The following is a 20,860-nucleotide window of genomic DNA, read 5'->3' as shown; positions in this document are numbered from 1 at the left end:
GGTCGATATCCTGCGGGCTGCTGCCAACCCCAGCGGGAGTGGCAATCAGCGGGTGCCTACAGACGCGGCCCGGTGCGGGGAGGCAACGTCCCTGTCCCACTGTGCTGCCTCCCGGCCAGCGGCTTTGAGCACCTGTTTGCGCACTTTGCCGTTCTCGGTCTGGGGCAGTTCATCCACGACCCGCAGGAAGCGGGGGATGGCGAAGGAAGCGAGCCGGGGAACACAGAACTCGCACAACCCCTCAAAATCCACAGGTTCACGCAGGACAAGTGCGGCCATGACTTCATCTTCACCGAGTTCGGAATCCACCGCGTACACGGCAGCCTCCTGGACGGCGGGATGCTGCCGCAGAACCTGCTCAACCTCCACTGAAGAGATGTTTTCCCCGCGGCGCCGGATGACATCCTTGATCCGGTCGACAAACCGGACCCACCCGTCCTCTTCCAGAACCACCCTGTCCCCGGAATGGAACCAGAGATCCTGCCACGCCTTCGTTGTCGCCTCGGGCATGGCATGGTATCCGGTGGCCAGTGCATGGGGCTGCTCGCTGCGGATGAGCAGCTCACCCGGCTGCCCATTGGGAACGGGCACTCCGTGCGCGTCCACAACGCGGATGGAGAACCCGGGCCGCACCTGGCCCATGTACCCTGGACGCCACCGATGGGGCGTGGAACCGATCACGGAGTTGGTCTCGGTGGATCCGTAGCCATCCAGGAGGAGCACACCGAACCGTTCCTGGAAGGGCTCCACCAGGCGGGAAGGCGTGGCCGGGGAAAGGGCCAGGCGAATGGTGTGGTTCCGATCGCCGGGTGCAGGCTCCTTGCCGGCGAGTATTCCGACCATCGCGCCGAGAAGGTAGGTCACGGTCGCTCCCGCCGAGGACGCATCTGCCCAGAACCGCGAGGCCGAAAACCGTGGGCCGAGTACGTACTCACCGCCGCAAGCGACGGCCTGCATGAAGGCATTGAGGGCGTTCGTGTGGAACAGCGGCAAACAGGTGTAGAGCACGTCATCAGGCTTGAGACCCAGCTGGTCTGACATATTTTCGGCCCACCAATAGAACTGCCCTTGAGGGCACAGCACACCTTTGGATACCCCGGTGGTGCCGGAGGTGTAAAGGATCGCAGCTGTGTCTGCCGGTCCCGCTTCCACTGGTTCCACTCCGGAAACGGCCTCGGGAACAGGCATAACCTCAAATGCGGGGGTGGCCTCGAAAGCGGTGGTAACGTCCGTCATCGAACCATCAAGTACCCACACCTTCTGCAGGTCCGGTATTGGACCAACCGCGGAGATATGGGGCAGCAGTTCAGCTTCAGCAACCATCAGCGCCGGTCGGGAGTTGATCAGGACGTGCCGCAACTGCTCGCCCCTGCTTGCAGTGTTTACGGGGACAGCGACAGCGCCGATCCATGCGCAGCCCAGGATGAAGTCCAGCAGCTCTGTCCTGTTGGAGGACATCAGGGCTACTGTTTGGCCAGCCTCGATCCCGGCACTGCGCAGCAGCCCACCAGCGCGGGCAACTGCGTCTGCCATCGTCTGGCTGTCCCGACGAATTTCACCGCAGCGGAACAGAGGCGCCGTGGGTGCTTTCCGGGCTCGTTCAAGGAGCATTTCCGGGATGGTCAGGGGGCGGCGGTTTGGGTCTGTTACCTGAGGGTTCATGGCTGATTCTCATTTACGTTTGAGTGGACAGGGATGAAGGCGTGGACGCCGGGGCCGGCGTTTGGGTTGTTGGTGAGCGGCAGGCTTTGACCGGGCTTTGTCGTGCCGCCGGTCACCCTGGCAATGACATGAGGCCCGTTCGGGATACTCAGAGTGGCCAGAAGCGTGCCGTCAGCCAGTTGCGTTGTCTGCTGGACGTCTGCGTGCCCGGCCTGGACCGTCGAAAAGTCATCCTGTCCGCAGCGGGGACAAATGAGACGTGCCGGAAAGAAGAGGCTCCCGCATCCAACGCAGGCTTGGATGGCGGCGCTCATTCGGCTGCCTCCAGCACCGACATCGTGGCGCAGGCCCCGTAACGGTAAAGGACCATCCCATAACCGCTGACGACTGCGTGGCGTGCCGTGACCTGACGGGCCCCGGCCCGTCCCATCAGCTGTGTGGCCGCTTCAACCAGTCCGTGCATTCCACCCGCTGCACCAGCTTGCCCGGCCGAAAGCTGGCCTCCGGAGCTGTTGACCGGCAACTGGCGCGTGGCAATTCGGTGTTCGATGAAGTAGGCCGGGTCGTCCTGCTCTGAAAGAATGCCCAGGTCCGCCAATTGCGCGACCACCATGGCCGGGTAGTCGTCATAGACGCAGGCGAGACCTACGTCGCTGGGACCGATCCCCGCCTGCTCCCAGCCGCTGGTTGCGCAGGCTTGCAGGCCCGTAGCGAGGCCGTCGCCGGACTGTTGGTCGGAGTTGTACGAGGCCTTTGCGGAAAGCACCTTGGCGCGGGGAGTTCCCTTGCTACGATCTGCCATTAGGACAACCGCGTCCGCCCCGGTAACGGGAGGTACGCAGTCGTACCGGCCCAAGGGGGTGGCAACCATTGGAGCGTTAAGGTATTCGTCCATGCTCAGGGATGTGCGGTAGACAGCAGCTGGGTTATGCATGGCCCATTGGCGCTGCGCAACGGCGATGCGGCCGTAATCTTCCCGGCAGAGTCCCAAGTGCTCCATCTGGCGGGAAGTAAGCATTGCAAAGAGCGCATTCGGTCCGTTCATCGGCAGGGGCGTCAGATGGACTTCCGTCGCCTTGTTGTAACTGGCAACAAGGCGGGAGAACGCGGCCTGGTCCATGAGGTCACCGGCGGCCAGGACGATAACGTTTGCGTCGCCTGCTTCAATGGCACGGATGGCATGCTGGAGCATTCCACCTGCGCTGGCGCCGCCGTTGGTGTCCTGCATCAGCCAGGAGAGTCGAAGGCCCATGCGCCATGCCAGATCGATGGCGTGATCGGGTGCGAGCGTGAAGCTGGATACCGCAAACCCATCCACGTCACTGGTTTGGAGGCCGGCATCATGCAATGCCTTGCTCACGGCCCCGGCAATAAGCCGGGACGTGGTGGTACCTGGTGAAGGGTGCCTGGTGTAGGGGGACTGTCCCGTCCCGATGATGGAGACCGTCATGGCCATCCTTTCCAAAGAATGAAAGCAGTAGCAGAAGGACTTTGGGTGCCTACAAGAGAACCTGTGCCTGATGGCCAGCCTTTTCCTTCTGTGCGGCTTTGATGCCATGGCGCGAGAAGACCAGTGCTACGAGCGTGACCAGGACCAGGCCAATCACATAAAGGGACACCGGTATGGAGGAACCGTATTGCAGCAGCAAGGCTGTGGCGATCAAAGGGGCGAATCCGCCGGCGAAGACCGCTGCAAGCTCGTGGGCGATCGCCATCGCGGAATAGCGGACCTCGGCGGAGAACAGTTCGTGGAAGAATGCCGGCTGCGTTCCGATCATTGCTCCGTGGCAGAGGCCATTGCCCAGGAGGAAGGCAAACATGACGATGGCGGGAGTGTTGGAATCAATCATGGAAAAGAACGGGAAAGCCATGGCGCCCATGCCAACTGCCCCGAGGGCGTAGACAGGACGCCGTCCAATCCTGTCCGAGAGATGGCCGAAGAAGATGTACGTGCCAAATGAGACAAGCATGGATACTGCCACTGCCATCAACAGCAGGCCCTTGTCCACGCCCACGTGAACTCCATAGGCAATGGAGAAGGAGAGGAAGATGTACGAGCCGCCGTTCTCTGCCACACGAAGTCCCATGGCGACGAGGATTTCGCGGGGGTGGGTTTTGATGGCCGCAAGCACGGGGAGGCGGTGTTGTTTGCTGTGGCTGACGGCGGTGAACTCCTTGCTTTCCGGTAGCCGGAAGCGAATGTACGCGCCCACTGCCAGCAGCACAACGCTCAGGAGGAACGGAACGCGCCAGCCCCACGCCAGGAACTGGGCGTCCGGCATCAACTGGACCAGGAAGAAGACCATGGACGACAGCACGAAACCGAGCGAAATTCCTCCCTGGCTGAAGGCAGAGAGCATGCCCCGGCGGGCATTGGAGGAGTTCTCGCTGATCAGCAGGACGCCTCCGCCCCACTCACCACCGGCCGCGATGCCCTGAATGACCCTGAGCAGGATCAACAAGGCAGGGGCCCACAGCCCTACTTGCGCATATGTGGGTAGCAAGCCCATGAGGGCTGTGCTGATTCCCATGATGGATAGCGTCATGACCAGGGCGCGCTTGCGCCCCAGCCTGTCGCCGATGTGTCCGAAAATGATTCCGCCCAGAGGACGGGCTGCAAACCCGACGGCGAAGCCGGCGAAGGCGGCCATGGTACCAACCAGGGGGTCGACGTCGGAGGGGAAAAACAACCGTCCAAAGACGACTGCCGATGCAGTGGCGTAGAGGAAGAAGTCATACCACTCCAGCGCATTGCCCACGAGGGAGGCAACAACGTACCGACGGACTCCGGGACGTTGTCCGGGCAAGGTGTGCTGTGGATGGGACATTGTTGCTCCTTAGGGCGAAAGCTCCGGCAATCGTGCGGCCAATTGGACGTACCGTCCTGGCTGCAACTCTGCGGATCAGGTTGTCCGCTTCATGATCGAAACGGTCAATTGTGATGGGCGTTACAGCTGCTGATTTCAGTTTCCACCGAGGGCAGGGGAACGTCGAATGCCGGTTTTGCCAGGGGCTATGCCTTTCCGGGTAACCCTTGCAATTGGGATGAAAACGCTGTTCCGGTGCGTATGAATGTGCTGCTAATGTCGCAGCCACAAGTCCTGTTGCGCACCGCCACGGGACCCTCAACGCCCTCATCGACGGCGGACCCATCCCCAAGGAACTCTCATGGATACCAGCAGCAATATTGACGTGCGCCAAGGCAGCGTAGCCCAGGTGCTTGCCGGCCTCGCCGCGGGCCGGATCGATGTCATTGACCTGACCACCAGGCTCTCGAACAACACTCCAACCCTCGAACTACCCGAGCCCTTCGCAAACCTCATCGACTTCAGCCTCGAAGAGGTCTCCGCCTATAACAGCCCCGGGCCCTTCTGGAAGCATCACAATATCCACACCGGCGAACACATAGGCACCCATCTGGACGCGCCCGTGCACTGGATCACCGGGCGCAACGGCAAAGACGTCGCCCGGATAGAACCAAACCGGCTCGTGGGCCCGGCCATCGTCCTTGACGCGACCGGGGAAGCTACTGCGGACCCGGACTTCCTCCTGGACCTCCACCACATCCGCCGATGGGAGGAAACCTACGGACCACTGCCCGACGGCGGCTGGCTCCTCATTCGAACGGGATGGGACAAGCGCTCCCATGACCGACAGCTCTTCCTGAACAAGGACGAGTTTGGGCCACATTCTCCTGGGCTCACGGTCGAATGCGCTCGATGGATTGCCGAGGAGTCTGCGCTGTCCGGCATTGGCGTGGAAACCGTTGGTATCGATGCCGGGGCCGCCGGTGGACAGGAACCGCCCTTTCCGGCCCATCACTTCCTGCTGGGTAACGACAAGTACGGAATCACCTCACTGCAAAACCTCGACCAACTGCCCCCAATCGGAGCCGCGCTCATCGTTGCGCCCTTGCCAATCGTTGGCGGAACCGGAAGCCCGGCCCGCGTGTTCGCGCTCAAAGAAGGAGAAACACGATGACCGTCAGCACCAGCACCCCGGTTCTCAAAAAGGACTCCACCGCGTTGGCACCCGCATCCCGCTCCGTCAATGTTGCCGAACTCGTGGGGAACACCCTCGCCCGGCTTGGTATCGGCCACGTCTTCGGAGTAGTGGGCAGCGGAAACTTCGTCGTGACAAACGCACTGCGCAGGGCAGGAGTTCCCTATACCGCAGCAAGGCACGAAGGCGGCGCCGCCACCATGGCCGATGCCTACGGGAGGATGTCGGGCAAGGTCGGGGTCGTCACTACGCATCAGGGTTGCGGGCTGACCAATGCTGTAACTGGAATCGGGGAGGCAGCGAAGAGCCGAACTCCAATGATCGTCCTAACCGCGGACACGGCGGCATCCGCCGTCAGGTCCAACTTCACGATCGATCAGGATGCCCTTGCCCGAAGCGTCGGGGCAGTGGCTGAGCGGGTCCACTCGCCGCAAAGTGCAGTAGCAGACACCCTCCGCGCCTACCGGACGGCCGTAAATGAACGCCGCACGGTGGTCCTTTCACTGCCGACAGACATCCAAAGCGCAGAGGCGCCGGCTGGAACCGGCCACGTGGATCCTTTGGAACCCCGGCAGCGGATCAGGCCATCACGGGCGGCTGGCAGCAAACTGGCAGAACTCATCCAAGCTGCGAAGAAGCCCGTCTTTGTGGCTGGCCGTGGAGGCCGCGATGCAGGGCCGGACATCGCAGCGCTCGCCGAAACCGCGGGCGCGCTGCTGGCGACGTCCGCAGTCGCTCACGGACTCTTCAACGGCGATGCGTTCAATCTGGGAATTTCCGGTGGATTTTCCTCGCCATTCACTGCGGACACCGTGCGGGACGCAGACTTGCTTGTCGGTTGGGGTTGTGCGCTGAACATGTGGACGATGCGCCATGGTTCGCTCATTGGCCCTGGAACAAAAGTAGTGCAAGTGGATCTTGATGACTCGGCCCTGGGGGCGAACCGGCACATTGATCTGGGGGTTCTGGGGGATTGCGGCGAGACGGCCGTTGCTGTGCTCCATGAACTGCGCTCTGCCGGACACCAGGCGGTTGGCCTGCGTACCAACCAGATGGCTGACCGGATAGCCGTGCATGCGCGCTGGAACTCGGTGGCCACGGAAGACCTGTCCACTGCGGGGACCATCGATCCCCGGGTGCTCAGCCGCGAGCTGGACCGGATCCTGCCCCACAATCGAATCGTTTCCGTTGATTCCGGCAATTTCATGGGGTACCCGAGCGCCTACCTGTCCGTTCCCGATGAGTATGGCTTTTGCTTCACCCAGGCTTTTCAGTCCATTGGGCTGGGGTTGTCTACTGCGATCGGCGCGGCGGTCGCCCAACCCCTGCGCGTACCTGTCCTGGGCACCGGCGACGGTGGCTTCCTCATGGCCATTTCCGAATTGGAGACGCTGGTCCGTGAGCGGATTCCGATGGTGGTGATTGTTTACAACGATTCCGCGTACGGGGCCGAGGTCCATCACTTTGATGCAGATGATGAAGACCTGGAAGTGGTTCGATTCCCCACGACAGATATCGCCTCCATCGCCGCCGGCTACGGTGCTGCCACCGTGACGGTCCGAAGCGTCGCGGATTTGGCTCCAGTGGAGGAATGGGTTGCGGGTCCCCGGAATATGCCGCTCGTCATTGACGCCCGCATCGCTTCCGACGGTGGCGCGTGGTGGCTCGCCGAGGCCTTCAAAGGCCATTGAAGCCGACCGTCGCGCAGGGCATCAGGATCCTGGACGCCCTGGCCATTCCTTGCCGGCCCAGGGATCGTAGTCCGCGATGAGCTCCTCCTGGGCCGGGCGCTTTGCTTCGGGGATGTGCTGCAGGTTCACCCGGACCCGGTACCAGAGCGAACTCGAACCCCGCATCCCATCGATGAGTACATCGGCGGGGTGCAGGTCCGGGACAAGGTCCGCATGCCGGGCTTTCCATTCATCGAGGGCGGCCTGCGCTTCGGGCTTGGTCTTCGTGCGGGCTACCTCAATGAGTGGCATTGTTGAGACACGGCGGCCCGACCCATCGCCGGCGCGCGGTGCCTTCTCGGCGGGACCAAGTTCCTTGGCCAAGGCCAGCAGGCCCTCGAGGGATCCAACGGCGCCGTCGATTCCAGCGTGGGGATCGCCCAGCTCCGCGAAGCGTTCTGGCACTGAGCGGACGGTGAATTGTTCGGGCCTGGTGGTAGTGACCTCGGCCCATGTCAGGGGAGTAGAAACGCGGGCATCGGGCCGGGGCCGGACAGAGTAGGCGGAGGCGACAGTCCGATCCTTCGCGTTCTGGTTGAAGTCGACGAAGACGCTTTCGCCGCGTTCCTCCTTCCACCACCGCGCCGTGGCAAGCCCGGGGGCCCGGTTCTCGACCTCCCGGGCAAGGGTCTCCGCGGCGAGCCGCAGCTCGCTATAGGACCACTCCGGGGCGATCCGCACCAAAATGTGCAGTCCCCGGGACCCGCTTGTCTTGGGCCAACCAACCAGCCCGACGTCGTCAAGCACCTCGCGCGCCACATAGGCGACGTCGACGATCTGCGACCAATCCACACCGGGCATGGGATCAAGATCGATCCGGAGCTCATCGGGATGATCCAGATCCTCGGCACGGACGGGGTGGGGGTTGAGGTCCAGGCAGCCAAGATTCACCACCCACGCCAAACCGGCGGCGTCCCGGATTACAGTTTCTTCTGCTGATGTCCCCGATGAGTAGTGCAACGTTGCCGTATCAATGAACTCCGGATGGTTTTCGGGTACGCGCTTCTGAAAGAACGGCTCAGCGTCGATGCCCTTGGGGAAGCGCTTGAGCACCATGGGGCGGCCGCCCGCGCCCCGCAGCGCACCCTCCGCAACTGAAAGGTAGTAGCGGACCAAATCCAGCTTCGTTAGCCCGGGTTCGGGGAAAACCACCTTGTCCGGATTCGAGACGCGAACTTCGGCGTCGCCAATGTCCAGAATCTCTGCCGGAGTCTTCGACGGGTTCATGCCGCCACGCTAGCAACGATCGGCGGTCCCAGCCAGACCAAGGGCGAGGGCGCGACTATATTGACCATGTCAGTCCACCACCACAATCGCGGGAGTCTGCACACTATGGCCAAGGAACTTGCTACCCAGCTCATCGAACAACTCCAGGCTGCCGGTGTGCAGCGCATTTACGGAATCGTCGGTGACAGCCTCAATCCAATAGTGGATGCCGTACGTCAAACGGGAGGGTCGGCCAAAGGTGGTATCGATTGGATCCATGTCCGCCACGAAGAAGCGGCCGCTTTTGCTGCGGCCGCCGAGGCTCAACTGACTGGCAAGCTTGCAGTCTGTGCCGGCTCCTGTGGACCGGGCAACCTCCATCTGATCAACGGACTCTACGACGCCAACTGCACTGGCGCGCCCGTACTTGCCATCGCTTCGCACATCCCCAGCAAGCAGATCGGCAGCGGGTTCTTCCAGGAAACCCATCCTGACCGGCTCTTCACCGAATGCTCAGTGTATTCGGAACTGGTCAGCACGGCCGAGCAGGCACCCCGCGTAATGCACAGCGCCATCCAGAACGCTGTAGCCCTTGGGGGAGTCGCCGTCGTGACTCTTCCCGGCGATATCGCCGGACTTGAGGCCACCGCGCCGACGCCGTTACCCGCTACGTTTCGGCCCGCCCGCCTGATCCCGGACCAGTCGAGCGTCCAGGAACTGGCTGACGCCATCAACGACGCCGGAAAAGTCGCCATTTTCGCGGGGGCGGGCGTCCAGGGAGCCCACGACGAACTGATCGCTTTGGCGGAGCTGGTCAACGCCCCGATTGGCCACTCGCTGCGAGGCAAGGACTTCGTCCAGTACGACAACCCGTTCGACATCGGAATGACCGGGCTCCTGGGCTATGGTGCTGCTGCGGAGGGCATCGAGGACGCCGATCTGCTGATCCTTCTTGGAACCGATTTTCCCTACGACCAGTTCCTGCCGGACACCCGGACGGCACAGGTTGACCGGGCCGCACAGCGGCTGGGGAGGAGGACCGACGTCGACATTGCCGTCCATGGCGACGTCCTGCCTACCTTGGCCGCTCTTCTGCCCTTGGTCAATCCAAAGAAGAACCGCCGCTTCCTGGACCAGATGCTGAAGAAGCACGACCGCCTGATGAACAAGGCTGTGGGCGCGTACACGCGGAAGGTCGAAAAGAAGCAGCCCATTCATCCTGAGTATGCTGCTTCCCTGCTGGACCAGGTAGCGGCGGAAGACGCCATCTTCACCGCGGATACCGGAATGTGCAACGTCTGGACGGCTCGCTATATCAACCCCCTGGGCACGCGTCGGCTGATCGGTTCCTTCCTTCACGGGTCAATGGCCAACGCCCTTCCACACGCCATCGGTGCACAGATGGCCTATCCCGGGCGCCAGGTGGTTTCTGTCTCTGGTGATGGGGGCTTGTCCATGTTGCTTGGTGAGCTCATTACGGTGGCTGCACATCAACTGCCGGTCAATGTAGTGGTCTTCAACAACTCAACACTGGGCATGGTAAAGCTCGAAATGTTGGTGGACGGGCTGCCCGATTTCGGCGTCGACGTACCTGACGCAAACTATGCCGCCGTCGCGAAGGCCTTGGGCTTCCATGCTGTCCGGGTGACGGATCCTGCGGACATCGAGGAAGCGTACCGGGAGGCGTTCGCCCACCCGGGTCCTTCTCTGGTGGAGCTCATCACTGATCCGAATGCGCTGTCCATCCCGCCGAAGATTTCGGGGCAACAAGTCATCGGGTTCGCGACGGCCATGTCCAAAGTGGTCTTGAACCGCGGCGCCGGCGAAGCTGTGAGCATGGCCCGCAGCAATCTGCGCAACATTCCCCGGCGGTGACGGGAGTCTGTGCCGGCGGCAGTTTCAAACGGAACGCAGGAATTCCCTGGCTTACGGATGCTCGTCGAGTAGGGTGCCCAGGATAGCGAGGGCTTTTGACAGTTGGAGGTCGGACACTGCGCCATACCCGACGACCAAGCCGTTCACCGGTGGGCGCTCAGCGTAATATCCGGCAAGGGGGATGAGCCGTACACCCCGTTCCAGCGCCTTCCCAGCCAGATCCGCCGCGTCAGGGTGTTCGAAGCGGATCACGGCATGCAACCCGCCGTCGAGTCCTGCAAGCTCCACATCGGTCCGCGGGCCCAAGCGTTCAATGAGCAAGGACCGGCGGTGCGAATATTCCCTCCGGGCCCGGGCAATGTGTCGGGAGAGTCCGCCGCCCTGAAGGTAATGGGCGAGGGCCGACTGCAGGACCCCGGCCACCGGAGTGTCCAAGGCTTCACGTACGGCCTTGAGGCGCTGGCCGGCATCGCCCCGGACCACCAGATAACCGCAGCGCAGCCAAGGACTGAGGTTCTTTGAGAACGTTCCAAGAAGTACGACGTCGGCGGCTGCTGGCAGGGAGGCGACGGCAGGCAGGGGCATTCTGCTGTGACGGAATTCGCTGTCGTAGTCGTCCTCCAAAACGAGCACGCCATGGCGGTCCGCCCACTTCAGCAGGCCGAGCCGTTCCTGGACTGCCATCCTGCCACCGAGAGGGTACTGGTGGCTGGGGGTGATGAGGACGGCGTCGGGAATGACGTTGAGTCCGGCGAGTTGGGAGCTCTTCAGGCCGTCCTCGTCCACGGGAAGCAGCTGAAGATGGGCACCGGCCGCGCTCATCACCCGCCGCGCCGTGGGGTAGCCCGGGTCTTCAACCAGGATGCGCGGATTGTTCCTCCTGCCGCGAAGCATGGACACCACCAGATGCAGTGCATCACTGGTGCCGGCAGTAATGATGACGTCCTCCGGGTCGACGGCCAAACCCCTGGACACCGCCAGATGACCGGCCACGGCTTCCCGAAGCTCCAGCGTTCCAAGGGCTGGTGGCAGATGCGTGTTTCCTTGCTCCGCCAAGGCCCTCTTCCACGCGTTGCGCCACTCCCTGTCTTGGAACGGCGATCCCGAGGGGCGGCCGGGGGTCAGGTCAATCACCTCGGCGTTGGCAGGGCTGCTGCGCTGCGCTTTCACTTCGTCCGGGCGCTTTTGAATGTCCGGCCGGACAGCCACTCTGGTCCCACCAGTACCGTTGCTTTCCAGGAAACCTTCCCCGGAGAGCTGCTCGAAGGCCCGCACCACCACGCCACGGGATATCCCCAAGACCTTGGCCAGGCGTCGGGTTGCGGGGAGCGTGTGCTCAGGCTGGAGGAGTCCGCTGAGGATGGCGCTACGGAGCTGGCTTGCAACTTGGGCGGACAGGGAGGCCGGACTCTGCCTATCCAGCTCGATGGGTATTTCCGATTCGCTCATTGGACCTCCGGAGTTGTTCATTCTTGGATCTAGTGTAGGACCAAGCCCTTTGGCAGCATGAGACGCGTACTCACCCATTTGCTGTGCTCGCACCCGGCCACAGCCACAAGAAAGCAGGACTGTAGTGTTCAACGGCCTCAGCGCATTCCCCCTGACACCCATGAACGGTGAAAGTGTCGATCTGGACGCCGTTGCCCGGCTGGCGGCCCGCGCGGCACAGTCAGGGGCGGATTCACTCGGTGTTCTTGGCTCGACGGGGAACTACGCCTACCTCTCCCGTGAAGAACGACGCATGGTCCTTGAAGTGTCCGTTCAGGCTGCGGGGGGCGTGCCGGTTTTGGCCGGTGTTGGGGCAGTGCGTACCCGCGACGTCCTCACGCTTGCCGGCGATGCCCATGCCGCTGGCGCCTCGGCACTGCTCTTGGCCCCGGTGTCCTATCAACGCCTGTCGGAAGCGGAGGTTTTCGGGTTGTTTGAGGACCTTGCGTCGGAGTCAGACCTTCCGGTCGTCGTCTATGACAATCCCGGCACCACGGGCTTCACCTTCACGGACGAACTGCATGCCCGGATCGCACGTATCCCGGGAATAGCTTCCATCAAGATTCCGCCGCCGGCTGCCACTGACATTGAGAGCAAACTCGGCAAGCTCCGCGCAGCTTTGCCCGGGCAAACATTTGTGGGTATCAGCGGAGATTGGATTGCCGCCGAAGCACTGCTTGCTGGTTGCGATCTCTGGTACTCGGTGATTGGCGGGATCCTTCCCCGCCAGGCCCGGGAAATCGTTGATCACGCTTTGGCTGGCCGGCGCGATGATGCGATGGCAGCTTCCGCCGCGCTGGAACCTGTCTGGTCCCTGTTCCGAACCTATGGGAGCCTTCGGGTCACCGTCGCACTGGCTGAAGACCTGGGGCTTATTCCGTCGTCAGCCTTGCCGTTGCCGCTGCACGGCTTGGATACCGAAGGACGCACCAGAGTTACCGAAGCCATCCGCCAGTGTGGATTGGAGGCCTAGGTGGTTTGGAGGGCTGGCCACCTGGCTGGAAACAACGCAAATGAATGGGGTCGGGCCAAGAACGGGGGAGAGGGACATGAGCCTCATCGACGGGCGCACAACCAACCGTGCTGCCAGGGGTAAGGAGACGTCTCCGGGCGGATTGGCCCGCTATGTCGCTGCCGCCACCCTGGCCCGCAGCGCCGATGGGGGTGCGGTTGTCGCCATTGTCCTGCTGGTGACAACCAGTGGGGCGCCGGGTTGGCTGGCCGGAATCCTGGGTGCCTGCATCACGGCACCGCACCTTTTCGGTCCGTTCGTTGCCAGGACACTGGACACTGCCCGGGACGGCAGAACGGTGATCGCCTGGGCGTGCCTGATGCACGGCGTTACCCTGGCCGCCGCTGTCCTGCTGTACCCGCTGACTCCTCCAATCGTGCCGGGTCTTCTGCTCATTGCGTCCGGACTGGTCGGTCCATTATTGACGGGCGGCATTAGCAGCCGGCTCTCAGCGATCGCTGGGGGCAGCAGAACCAGTCAGCGACGCGCACATGGATGGGATGTAGCTACATATGGCATCAGCGGAACCATTGGTCCCTCTTTGGTCGCAGCTGTTTCGGGCTGGGCGAATCCGGCATTGGCGGCATTGATCCTAGCCGGACTAACGTTTGTCGCCGCCGCCCTGGTCAGGCTTTTGCCCTCTTCTCCTCAAACTTCAGCTCCCTCGGAGGTACCGCGCCCGGGTTCCACATTGCTAATGATGCTGTCCAGCGGTCCTTTGCGTCGCACGCTCTACCTGACGGTCGTCGTCGCCTTGTCGGTCGCTTCGCTGCCTGTCACCGCAGTGGCTTCGACGACACAACTGGGGGTCGGGCCAGCCGCGGCAGGGGTCCTGACTGCCGCATATGGTCTTGGCGGGCTTCTAGGATCCGCTGGTGTCATGATCCGGCCGTTGCGAAGCGATGCGGACCACCTCATGACCTGGCTGGGAGCTGCTGTTGGGGTTGCGCTGTGTGGGGCGGTCTTCGCCGGGATCTTCCCCGTGGCAGCGGTGGTCTATTCCCTGGCCGGAGTGCTCAACTCCTGCTTTTTCGCCGCAACATTGGCCGCCCGCAGCGAATATGCACCAGCCGGGGCACGAGGTCAGGTCTTCGTGTGGATTGGAGCCTTAAAGATCGCAGCGGGTTCTGCCGGCACAGCGTTGGCAGGGGCCATGGTTGTACCCATGACACACCTGCCCTTGCTTTTGGCGTCCGCCCTTATTGCGGTGGCCGTGAGCGCTTCCCTGTTTGACCGCCGTCGTGAACGGTCCCAAACAGCGGGATCGGCCCTGAGGCAGGCCAAGCCGTAAGACATATCAGTGTTCTACTGGAGCAGAAAGCGGGTCGCCGCACTGCTCCACAGCAGGGCACCTTCACCTTTTCGTGTCACCTTGACGCTCTTGGGTTCGGGGGACTGGACCAGGTCCGGCAGGCCCACACGAGCACCGAATAAGGTCCTGCCAACTATGCCCGAAGAAGCAACAGATCAATGGGATATGTTTGAACCGGCCAACTCGCCGGACACGGTAGCCGCAGCGGCATTCCTGCTTCGAAGGGCGTTGTCCCCAAACACATGTTCACATCCCCTCAGACAGGAGCGTCCGTGCCGAAGAGTCCACGTGATGAGATAGATGCGCAGATTCTGGCCGAGCTGCGGCGCAATGCCCGTATCAGCCTTGCCCAGTTGGGCGAGAAGGTGCTGCTCTCCCGAAACGCAGTGAGGCAACGGATTGAGCGGCTTGAACGGGACGGGTATATCCACGGGTACACCATCAAGGAATCAGCCGGGGAAGGCTCGGCCACGGTCAATGCGGTGCTCCTGATCCAACGGCATGACAGGATGCGGGGCGGAGACGTGATTGCCGGACTCAAGGCCATTCCTGAGATCGCCACTTGTGATGTCGTCAGCGGCGAACTGGATATCGTGGTCAGGGTGGAGGCCCCCGACGCTGCACGGATCCAGGAGATCTGGAGGCAGGTCTCAGAGTTTCCTGGAGTCCGCGACATCACCACTGCCTTGTCCCTCTCCACAGTCATCGACAGGCAGTCACCCCGCTAAGGCGGCGCGAACCATACCGGGCTTTAATGATTCCGGCGCTGCGGAACCGAGGAGGTTACGCAGCGCCGGACAGACACGGCCTGATTTATTGACGGTAACGCCAGGCGATCATCATGACGTGATCGCGATGACCTTGGGCTGCGTCATTTCTTCGTAGGCGAAGCGGACGCCTTCCCGGCCCATGCTGCCGTATTTCGAGCCGCCAAAAGGCATCGCATCGAGGCGGTAGTCCGAAGAATCGTTGATCATCACTCCGCCTGCGTCGATTGCCTTGGCGGTGGCCAGCGCCCGGGCCAGGTCCTTGGTGAATACCCCCGCCTGCAACGCGTATTCGCTGTCGTTGGCCAGTTCGATGGCTTCCTCGGCGGAGTCGAACGGTTCCACCAGGACCACGGGTGCGAACAGTTCCTCGCTCCATGCCTCACAACTGCGCGGTACTTCGGTAAGGACAGCAGGTGTCAGGAGCGCGCCGTCCAAGGTGCCGCCAGTGAGCAGTCGCGCACCGGCCGACACCGCTTCGTCGATCTTGCGCTTCGCTTCTGCGGCAGAGGAGGCGCTGATCATGGGTCCGACGTCGGTCTGCTCCCTTCGGGGATCTCCTGTCGTGAGGGCGGCCGTTCGGGCGACAAAAGCGTGAAGGAAGGTGTCGAAGACTGGCCGCTGGACGAGGATCCGCTGGGCGCCGATGCAGTTCTGTCCCGCGGCCCAGAAGGAACCGGAAGCACTGGCCTCGACGGCGGCAGGAATGTCCGCGTCGTCGAACACGATCACGGGCGCGTTGCCGCCAAGTTCCATCGACAGCCGTTTTATACCGGCGTTGGCGGCGATGGCCCGGCCGGTGGAAAAGCCGCCCGTGAAGGAGACCATCCGAACCAGTTTGGACGAGATGATGGTTTGCGCGATGGTGCGATCGCCCAGGACAACGGTGACGAACTCCGTCGGCAGGCCGGCCTCACGGAGTAGGTCCACGAGGAGGATGGCCGTCAAAGGTGTCAGCTGGGACGGCTTGAGGATGACGGTGTTCCCTCCGGCAATCGCCGGCCCCAACTTGTGCGCCACCAGGTTCAGGGCATCGTTGTAAGGGGTAATGGCAGCGATTAGACCCAACGGCTCGCGGGTGAACCATCCCTGGCGGTTTTCGGAGCCGGAGAAGGAGTCGAAGGGAACTACTTCGCCAACGTTACGGCGGGTTTCCGCTGCAGAGAGCTTCAGCGTATTCACTGCACGGGAGACCTCTTTGAGCGCCTGTGTGATGGTCTTCCCGGCCTCGGCGACGATTAGCCCGGCGACTTTCTGCGTCCGTTGCTGGAGAAGGTCTGCAGCCGTATCCAGAATCCGCCCACGTTCATGACGCGGCATAGCCGCTGCTGCCGGAGCGGAGGCCGCTGCGCGGATGATCTCCACGCGCACATCTGCCTCGGTGCACTGTGGAAGTGTCGCCAGGATGGAACCGTCAAACTTGTCGTAGACCGCCAGATCGGTGGTAGCGGCTGCGGTTGTGGCGTCGGCGATGGCTGACTCAGGCACGGACCGCTCCTTTGGCGAATTCGTTGACGGCGATGATGTCCGAGATGAGGGCGTAGGCAGTTTCCACGCGGCCGGCCCCAGGACCCGATACTGTGACGGCTCCCAGCAAATCCGTGCTGAAGGACACGGCATTGGTGGCACCGGAAATACCAGCCAGCGGGTGTTCACCCGGAAGGGCGATGGGCTGGACGGTAGCTACGATGCCGCCGTCCTCTTGCCGCCGGGCTTCGCCAATCAACTTCCAGCGGTAGCCGCTTGCCAGGGCCTGGGCCACGTCTTCGCTCTTGATGTCCTGAATACCGGTGGTTTCCACGTCATTGGGGTGGATGTTGGCACCGAGCAGCTCGTTGGCCAGGATGGCGACCTTCAACCGGACGTCCGAGCCGCCGATGTCAGCAGTGGGGTCCGCTTCGGCGTATCCGCGGTCCTGGGCTTCGGCAATCGCTTCCTCCAGGCCCAGCCCGGCCTCCATCCGGCCCAGGACGTAGTTGCTGGTTCCGTTCAGAATGCCTTGAACGGAGTTCAATTCGAGGCCGCCCAGCATTTTGTGTGCTAGTCGAATGACGGGCGTGCCACTCATGACTGAACCCTCGTACTCGAAACGGACACCATTGTCTGCCGCAAGCCGGCCCAGTTCCATGCCATGCAAGGCCACCGGGCCCTTGTTGGTGGTCACCACATGCTTGCCGGACTCGATGGCCCACTTGACGTGCGAAACTGCGGGTTCGCCGTCGATCGGACTGGTGAATGTAGCCTCAACGACGATGTCGGCCGGACTGTTCTTGATGACGTCTTCATTGCGGGGATCCGGGCTGCCACCTGGCAGTCCCTCGAACGAGGACCCACGGGGCATCGCCAACACGGCGGCGAGATCGATGCCGTCTACCTGTACGAGTGAGCCGAAGGCAAGATCGGTGATGGCCACGACGCGAAGCTCGAATCCGAGTGAGGCAAATCGCCGGGGTTCATCACGGATGAGTTCGGCCAAAGCGCGGTTGACGCCTCCGAAACCGATGAGGGCCAGGTTGTAGGTAGTCACGTGATCTCCTTGGTAGGGCGGTGGTGCTGTCCTATAAGCCTCGGTTCCAGGCGTGTCAGTTCCCTAGATGCGAATCGCCCGCCAAGGATGACGAAACGCCCAAAAAAGCCGCGAACCATGCCTAAACGCCCGCGGTGCTGCCCCCAGTTGGGATTGGATGGAGAATCTTCCAATGCAATGGCCTTCTTTACCGCTCGACGGCGGCTACCGCACTGATCTCCACCAGCGCCCCGGGAACGCCCAAACGGGAGACAAACGCTGCTGTCACGAGCGGCGGCTCGTCGGCGGCGAGGTCCGATGCAATGGCGCCATACCCTGCGGCGAGGTCCGCGCCGTCCACGAAGAGGACCGTCCACTGCACGACGTCGCGAAGGGTTGCCCCGGCAGCCGCGAGCGCGGTCTTTGCGTTCGCCAGGGCGCGGGCAGATTGCACTCCAACATCACCCTCGCCGACGAGCGAACCACCGCTGTCGACGGAGTTCTGGCCGCCGACGTAGATGGTGGTGGCGTTTGGAGGGACGACGGCTACATGGCTGAATGCCGGGCTGGAGACAAGTCCCTCGGGCCGGATGCGCTGGATAGGTGACATGACTGTATGCTGCCATCCCCGGCCAATTGCCAAAAGGGGGTGCACCCCAATGCTCCGGTTGGCCCCGCCTCGTCAGTCGCGTATTCGCACTCAGGTGCTTGTGACTCAGGTGTTCGTCACTCAGGCGAGGGCCGCCGTCGTTGCTGTTTCGTTGCTGCCCTCTGTACTTTTGCGGCGCGGTGCCGCTGGGCGGACCCGCGTGTGGGTTTCGTTGCCCTGCGGACAGTCCGTGGGGCAAGGCCCGTCACCACAATGCCAGCGAGCTTAGCCAGGGCGCTCTCGCGGTTGCGTAACTGCGAGCGCTGTTCGGAGGCTGTAACTGTGATGACTCCGTCGACGAGTCGCTTCTCCAGGCGACGCAGCAAGATCTCCCGCTGGCCTTCTGTTAATGCCTCAGACGTGGCTACGTTCCAGGAAAGCTCAGCCTTGCTGTCGGTCGTGTTGACGTGTTGACCGCCCGGTCCCGATGAACGCGAGAACCGCCAACCGAGTTCCGACGCCGGAATCGTGAGGGAGGGCGAGATTTCCAGGTCCATTGAACAAGCGTTGCACGTCGGGGCGGGTCTTCCCAGACGGGCGGTGCTTCGGCATGCGTGTCAGAGCAGGTTTGCTGCGAGAGCGGAGGCGATGAACCGGCCGTACCGCCAGGCGCTCCACCCTCGTTTCAGGACGAGGCTTTCGAACAGTTCGGGCGTGGTGCACGCGAACATGATGTCGGCGGCCTCTTCAGCGCCCAAGCCCGGACGGAGCAGGCCGCGGGCAATCAGTTGACGCGCGTTGTGCAGCATCCGGCGATGCCGGGCGTCGTCGATGTCCTTCAGGAGGCTGGCCATGTCGGCATCCCCTGTTGCGGCGGCGTCACGGATGAGCAGGCTGATTGGTGCCGCAAGGGGGCTGACTTCTGCAGTGAACCGGCCGAACTGTTCCATCAGTTCCCGTGGGTCGTCTGCCGCTACTTGTGCGAGGTCGGAGCGCTGCTCGGCTGGCGGCCCGCCCTTGCCGAGGAGACTCTGCTCGTGGAGAGCCCGGACGAGGCCGGCCTTGCCGCCGAATTTCTTGTAGATGGACTCCGTCGATACTGCGGACGCAGCGGCAATTTCGGAGATGGTGGTCGCGCCGAAGCCCTGCAGGAGGAACAGTTCGCGGGCGTGCGCGAGGATGGTGCGCCGCGACGCCTCGGCTGCTTGGCGGCGACGGCTGGCATCGTACGTGCGTTGACCCCCGGATGTTTCACCGGGAGTCTTGATTCCGGTTGCCATGACTCCTAGACTCCAATCAATACAGAGAACTGTATTGAATTCAAGATACCGCACCAAGGAGTCACCATGGAAACCGTGGAGGGCCTGGAGCGCCTTCCGGAAGGGCCCGTTCGCCGGATGTTCGCTGCGTCCGGCCGCCACGACCTTGACGCCTTGGTCGCCGAATTCGCCGACAACTACGTCAACATCACCCCGATTCATCCCGAACGTAATTTCACCGGCCGCGCCCAGGTCCGTGCCAACTGGACCAGCCTATTTGCTGGTATTCCTGACCTCACACCAGCAATCGCCGACGCCGCTGAAGGCCGGGACGGAACCGTTTGGGTTGAATGGGGCGCCCGGGGCACAAGACGCGATGGGACGCCGGTGGAACTTGTCGGAGTGGCGATTTTTACTGTGCGCCAGGAGCGGATCGCCTCCGTCCATTTCTATCTCGAACCTGTGGAACATTCTTCGGGTGACATCAACGACGCCGTCCGCGCCACCGCGGGCACGGGCCTTCAGGATGGGGCCGTACTTCCGACATCGCAGGGGTCATGATCCTCGTAGTGGGCGGCACGGGCCGCCTGGGTTCGCGGCTTACGGGGGAACTGGTTCGGCGCGGTGCTTCCGTACGGGTCATGGCCAGGGGTGAATCCCAGCCCTTCCCCAGGAAGAACGTCGACGGCGTCGAGCTTGTCCGCGGGACGCTCGCCTCGGGCAAGGACTGCGGACGGGCCGTTGCCGGATGCAGCCAAGTTGTGTTCGCGGCGTCGGGCTTTGGGCTGAAAAGAGGCGGCAACCCACGCAGTGTGGACCGCGACGGCGCACTTCGGGTCATCGATGCCGCGTCCCGGGCGGGCGTGGAGCACGTGGTGATGATGTCGATGCATGGGGCGGCTCCCGATGCCCCTCTGGATTTTCTGCGCATGAAGTACGCAGCGGAGGAGGCATTGAAGGCCTCGGGCATGGCATGGACAGTAATCCGGATGGGAGCGAACCTTGAGCAGTTCCTGGATTCAATGAGCCAGCCCCTCCACACGAAGGGCCGGGTGCTTGTCTTCGGTTCGGGACGGGCACCTGTGACATTTACGTCGACGCCGGACGCTGCTGCCGCTGTTCGGCTGGCCCTTTTCAGCCCTTTCTTGCGTGGAAGGATCGTTGAGTGGGGGTCCGAAACGCACCCCTTCAACACGCTCGCGGAAGCCATCCTCGAAGACGCTGGAAAGGGCTCGATCCAGCGGATACCAGTAGCGGCGTTACGGATGATGGCCGCCGTTGCAGGTCCGGTTTCGCCGTTCATGGCCCGGATGGCCAGGGCTGCGCTGTGGATGGAATCAGGCGCTGCGGCCTTCGATCCGGCTGTGGAACGTGCCGCGTTCCCTGAAATTCCCGTGATCGGACTGCGTGAGAGTTTGGACCGGATCAGGAGCACATGAGTCGTGGTGCAAA

The 20,860-nt window shown here is 62.7% G+C and carries 19 protein-coding genes; 8 read left to right on the top strand and 11 right to left on the bottom strand.

Annotated features, from left to right (window positions below; genetic code table 11):
* Positions 1-45: 45 nt before the first annotated feature.
* The 4 genes from J2Y41_RS04005 to J2Y41_RS03995 are packed head-to-tail and all read right to left on the bottom strand — an operon-like array spanning position 46 to position 4,490.
* On the bottom strand, positions 46-1,662 hold the full coding sequence (locus J2Y41_RS04005; protein ID WP_309926330.1) for an ATP-dependent acyl-CoA ligase: 1,617 nt from the start codon (positions 1,660-1,662) through the stop codon (positions 46-48).
* Positions 1,659-1,976, bottom strand: coding sequence for a zinc ribbon domain-containing protein (locus J2Y41_RS23080; protein ID WP_224090125.1), 318 nt, complete (start codon positions 1,974-1,976; stop codon positions 1,659-1,661). The genes J2Y41_RS04005 and J2Y41_RS23080 overlap by 4 nt, the downstream gene beginning before the upstream one ends.
* Complete coding sequence (locus tag J2Y41_RS04000; RefSeq protein WP_224090126.1) at positions 1,973-3,112, bottom strand: thiolase family protein; 1,140 nt, start codon at positions 3,110-3,112, stop codon at positions 1,973-1,975. The genes J2Y41_RS23080 and J2Y41_RS04000 overlap by 4 nt, the downstream gene beginning before the upstream one ends.
* Before the next feature lie 49 nt (positions 3,113-3,161).
* Complete coding sequence (locus J2Y41_RS03995) at positions 3,162-4,490, bottom strand: MFS transporter (protein ID WP_224090127.1); 1,329 nt, start codon at positions 4,488-4,490, stop codon at positions 3,162-3,164.
* A gap of 340 nt (positions 4,491-4,830) precedes the next feature.
* Here J2Y41_RS03995 and J2Y41_RS03990 point away from each other — a divergent pair, with 340 nt between their 5' ends.
* Entirely contained in the window at positions 4,831-5,643 is an 813-nt protein-coding gene (locus J2Y41_RS03990; RefSeq protein WP_309926325.1) for a cyclase family protein, read from the top strand.
* Positions 5,640-7,355: a thiamine pyrophosphate-binding protein gene (locus tag J2Y41_RS03985; protein WP_309926322.1), complete on the top strand. Its 1,716-nt coding sequence runs from the start codon at positions 5,640-5,642 to the stop codon at positions 7,353-7,355. The genes J2Y41_RS03990 and J2Y41_RS03985 overlap by 4 nt, the downstream gene beginning before the upstream one ends.
* Positions 7,356-7,376: 21 nt before the next feature.
* On the opposite strand, the gene ligD is transcribed toward J2Y41_RS03985, so the two are convergent.
* A complete protein-coding gene (gene ligD, locus J2Y41_RS03980) occupies positions 7,377-8,621 on the bottom strand; it encodes a non-homologous end-joining DNA ligase (RefSeq protein WP_224164301.1) in 1,245 nt (414 codons plus the stop codon).
* A 105-nt stretch (positions 8,622-8,726) separates the two neighbouring features.
* Between ligD and J2Y41_RS03975 the strand changes: the two genes are divergently transcribed.
* Entirely contained in the window at positions 8,727-10,475 is a 1,749-nt protein-coding gene (locus tag J2Y41_RS03975; protein WP_309926320.1) for a pyruvate dehydrogenase, read from the top strand.
* Between the two features lie 51 nt (positions 10,476-10,526).
* Here J2Y41_RS03975 and J2Y41_RS03970 read toward each other — a convergent pair whose 3' ends face one another.
* The gene (locus J2Y41_RS03970; protein WP_309926318.1) at positions 10,527-11,924 is read right to left on the bottom strand and encodes a PLP-dependent aminotransferase family protein; all 1,398 of its coding nucleotides are present in this window, start codon (positions 11,922-11,924) and stop codon (positions 10,527-10,529) included.
* Between the two features lie 124 nt (positions 11,925-12,048).
* Here J2Y41_RS03970 and J2Y41_RS03965 point away from each other — a divergent pair, with 124 nt between their 5' ends.
* The 3 genes from J2Y41_RS03965 (at position 12,049) to J2Y41_RS03955 (ending at position 15,015) form a co-directional block, all read left to right on the top strand.
* Positions 12,049-12,936: a dihydrodipicolinate synthase family protein gene (locus J2Y41_RS03965; protein ID WP_309926314.1), complete on the top strand. Its 888-nt coding sequence runs from the start codon at positions 12,049-12,051 to the stop codon at positions 12,934-12,936.
* Positions 12,937-13,012: 76 nt separating this feature from the next.
* Positions 13,013-14,266, top strand: a complete 1,254-nt coding sequence (locus tag J2Y41_RS03960) for an MFS transporter (RefSeq protein ID WP_309926312.1) — start codon at positions 13,013-13,015, stop codon at positions 14,264-14,266.
* 293 nt (positions 14,267-14,559) lie between these two features.
* Positions 14,560-15,015, top strand: a complete 456-nt coding sequence (locus J2Y41_RS03955; protein ID WP_224090134.1) for an Lrp/AsnC family transcriptional regulator — start codon at positions 14,560-14,562, stop codon at positions 15,013-15,015.
* 111 nt (positions 15,016-15,126) lie between these two features.
* Here the strand turns inward: J2Y41_RS03955 and J2Y41_RS03950 are convergent, their stop codons facing one another.
* The 5 genes from J2Y41_RS03950 to J2Y41_RS03930 form a co-directional block, all read right to left on the bottom strand.
* A complete protein-coding gene (locus J2Y41_RS03950; protein ID WP_309926307.1) occupies positions 15,127-16,542 on the bottom strand; it encodes an aldehyde dehydrogenase family protein in 1,416 nt (471 codons plus the stop codon).
* On the bottom strand, positions 16,535-17,581 hold the full coding sequence (locus J2Y41_RS03945; RefSeq protein ID WP_309926305.1) for a homoserine dehydrogenase: 1,047 nt from the start codon (positions 17,579-17,581) through the stop codon (positions 16,535-16,537). Before J2Y41_RS03945 ends, J2Y41_RS03950 begins: the two co-directional genes overlap by 8 nt.
* Positions 17,582-17,768: 187 nt before the next feature.
* Positions 17,769-18,170 carry a RidA family protein gene (locus J2Y41_RS03940; RefSeq protein WP_224090137.1) on the bottom strand — a complete coding sequence of 134 codons (402 nt, stop codon included), beginning with the start codon at positions 18,168-18,170 and terminating at the stop codon, positions 17,769-17,771.
* Positions 18,171-18,286: 116 nt separating this feature from the next.
* Positions 18,287-18,706, bottom strand: a complete 420-nt coding sequence (arfB, locus tag J2Y41_RS03935; RefSeq protein ID WP_309926303.1) for an alternative ribosome rescue aminoacyl-tRNA hydrolase ArfB — start codon at positions 18,704-18,706, stop codon at positions 18,287-18,289.
* A 60-nt stretch (positions 18,707-18,766) separates the two neighbouring features.
* A complete protein-coding gene (locus tag J2Y41_RS03930; protein ID WP_309926301.1) occupies positions 18,767-19,429 on the bottom strand; it encodes a helix-turn-helix domain-containing protein in 663 nt (220 codons plus the stop codon).
* Between the two features lie 66 nt (positions 19,430-19,495).
* Between J2Y41_RS03930 and J2Y41_RS03925 the strand changes: the two genes are divergently transcribed.
* Positions 19,496-19,969 (top strand): nuclear transport factor 2 family protein, encoded by a 474-nt coding sequence (locus tag J2Y41_RS03925; RefSeq protein WP_309926300.1) that lies wholly within the window; start codon positions 19,496-19,498, stop codon positions 19,967-19,969.
* A complete protein-coding gene (locus tag J2Y41_RS03920) occupies positions 19,966-20,847 on the top strand; it encodes an NAD(P)H-binding protein (RefSeq protein WP_309926298.1) in 882 nt (293 codons plus the stop codon). Before J2Y41_RS03925 ends, J2Y41_RS03920 begins: the two co-directional genes overlap by 4 nt.
* Positions 20,848-20,860: the final 13 nt, after the last annotated feature.

Origin of the sequence: Arthrobacter sp. 1088 (assembly GCF_031455315.1) — a bacterium.
In the GTDB taxonomy this organism is placed as follows: Bacteria; Actinomycetota; Actinomycetes; order Actinomycetales; family Micrococcaceae; genus Arthrobacter.
Note: the sequence above shows the minus strand (reverse complement) of the source record. Positions and strands in the feature narration are given on the sequence as shown.

Excerpts from the sequence above, each read along its gene's own strand:
- J2Y41_RS04005 (WP_309926330.1), bottom strand. The coding sequence starts at position 1,662 with ATGAACCCTCAGGTAACAGACCCAAACCGCCGCCCCCTGACCATCCCG.
- J2Y41_RS23080 (WP_224090125.1), bottom strand. The coding sequence starts at position 1,976 with ATGAGCGCCGCCATCCAAGCCTGCGTTGGATGCGGGAGCCTCTTCTTT.
- J2Y41_RS04000 (WP_224090126.1), bottom strand. The coding sequence starts at position 3,112 with ATGACGGTCTCCATCATCGGGACGGGACAGTCCCCCTACACCAGGCAC.
- J2Y41_RS03995 (WP_224090127.1), bottom strand. The coding sequence starts at position 4,490 with ATGTCCCATCCACAGCACACCTTGCCCGGACAACGTCCCGGAGTCCGT.
- J2Y41_RS03990 (WP_309926325.1), top strand. The coding sequence starts at position 4,831 with ATGGATACCAGCAGCAATATTGACGTGCGCCAAGGCAGCGTAGCCCAG.
- J2Y41_RS03985 (WP_309926322.1), top strand. The coding sequence starts at position 5,640 with ATGACCGTCAGCACCAGCACCCCGGTTCTCAAAAAGGACTCCACCGCG.
- ligD (WP_224164301.1), bottom strand. The coding sequence starts at position 8,621 with ATGAACCCGTCGAAGACTCCGGCAGAGATTCTGGACATTGGCGACGCC.
- J2Y41_RS03975 (WP_309926320.1), top strand. The coding sequence starts at position 8,727 with ATGGCCAAGGAACTTGCTACCCAGCTCATCGAACAACTCCAGGCTGCC.
- J2Y41_RS03970 (WP_309926318.1), bottom strand. The coding sequence starts at position 11,924 with ATGAGCGAATCGGAAATACCCATCGAGCTGGATAGGCAGAGTCCGGCC.
- J2Y41_RS03960 (WP_309926312.1), top strand. The coding sequence starts at position 13,013 with ATGAGCCTCATCGACGGGCGCACAACCAACCGTGCTGCCAGGGGTAAG.
- J2Y41_RS03940 (WP_224090137.1), bottom strand. The coding sequence starts at position 18,170 with ATGTCACCTATCCAGCGCATCCGGCCCGAGGGACTTGTCTCCAGCCCG.
- arfB (WP_309926303.1), bottom strand. The coding sequence starts at position 18,706 with ATGGACCTGGAAATCTCGCCCTCCCTCACGATTCCGGCGTCGGAACTC.
- J2Y41_RS03930 (WP_309926301.1), bottom strand. The coding sequence starts at position 19,429 with ATGGCAACCGGAATCAAGACTCCCGGTGAAACATCCGGGGGTCAACGC.
- J2Y41_RS03925 (WP_309926300.1), top strand. The coding sequence starts at position 19,496 with ATGGAAACCGTGGAGGGCCTGGAGCGCCTTCCGGAAGGGCCCGTTCGC.
- J2Y41_RS03920 (WP_309926298.1), top strand. The coding sequence starts at position 19,966 with ATGATCCTCGTAGTGGGCGGCACGGGCCGCCTGGGTTCGCGGCTTACG.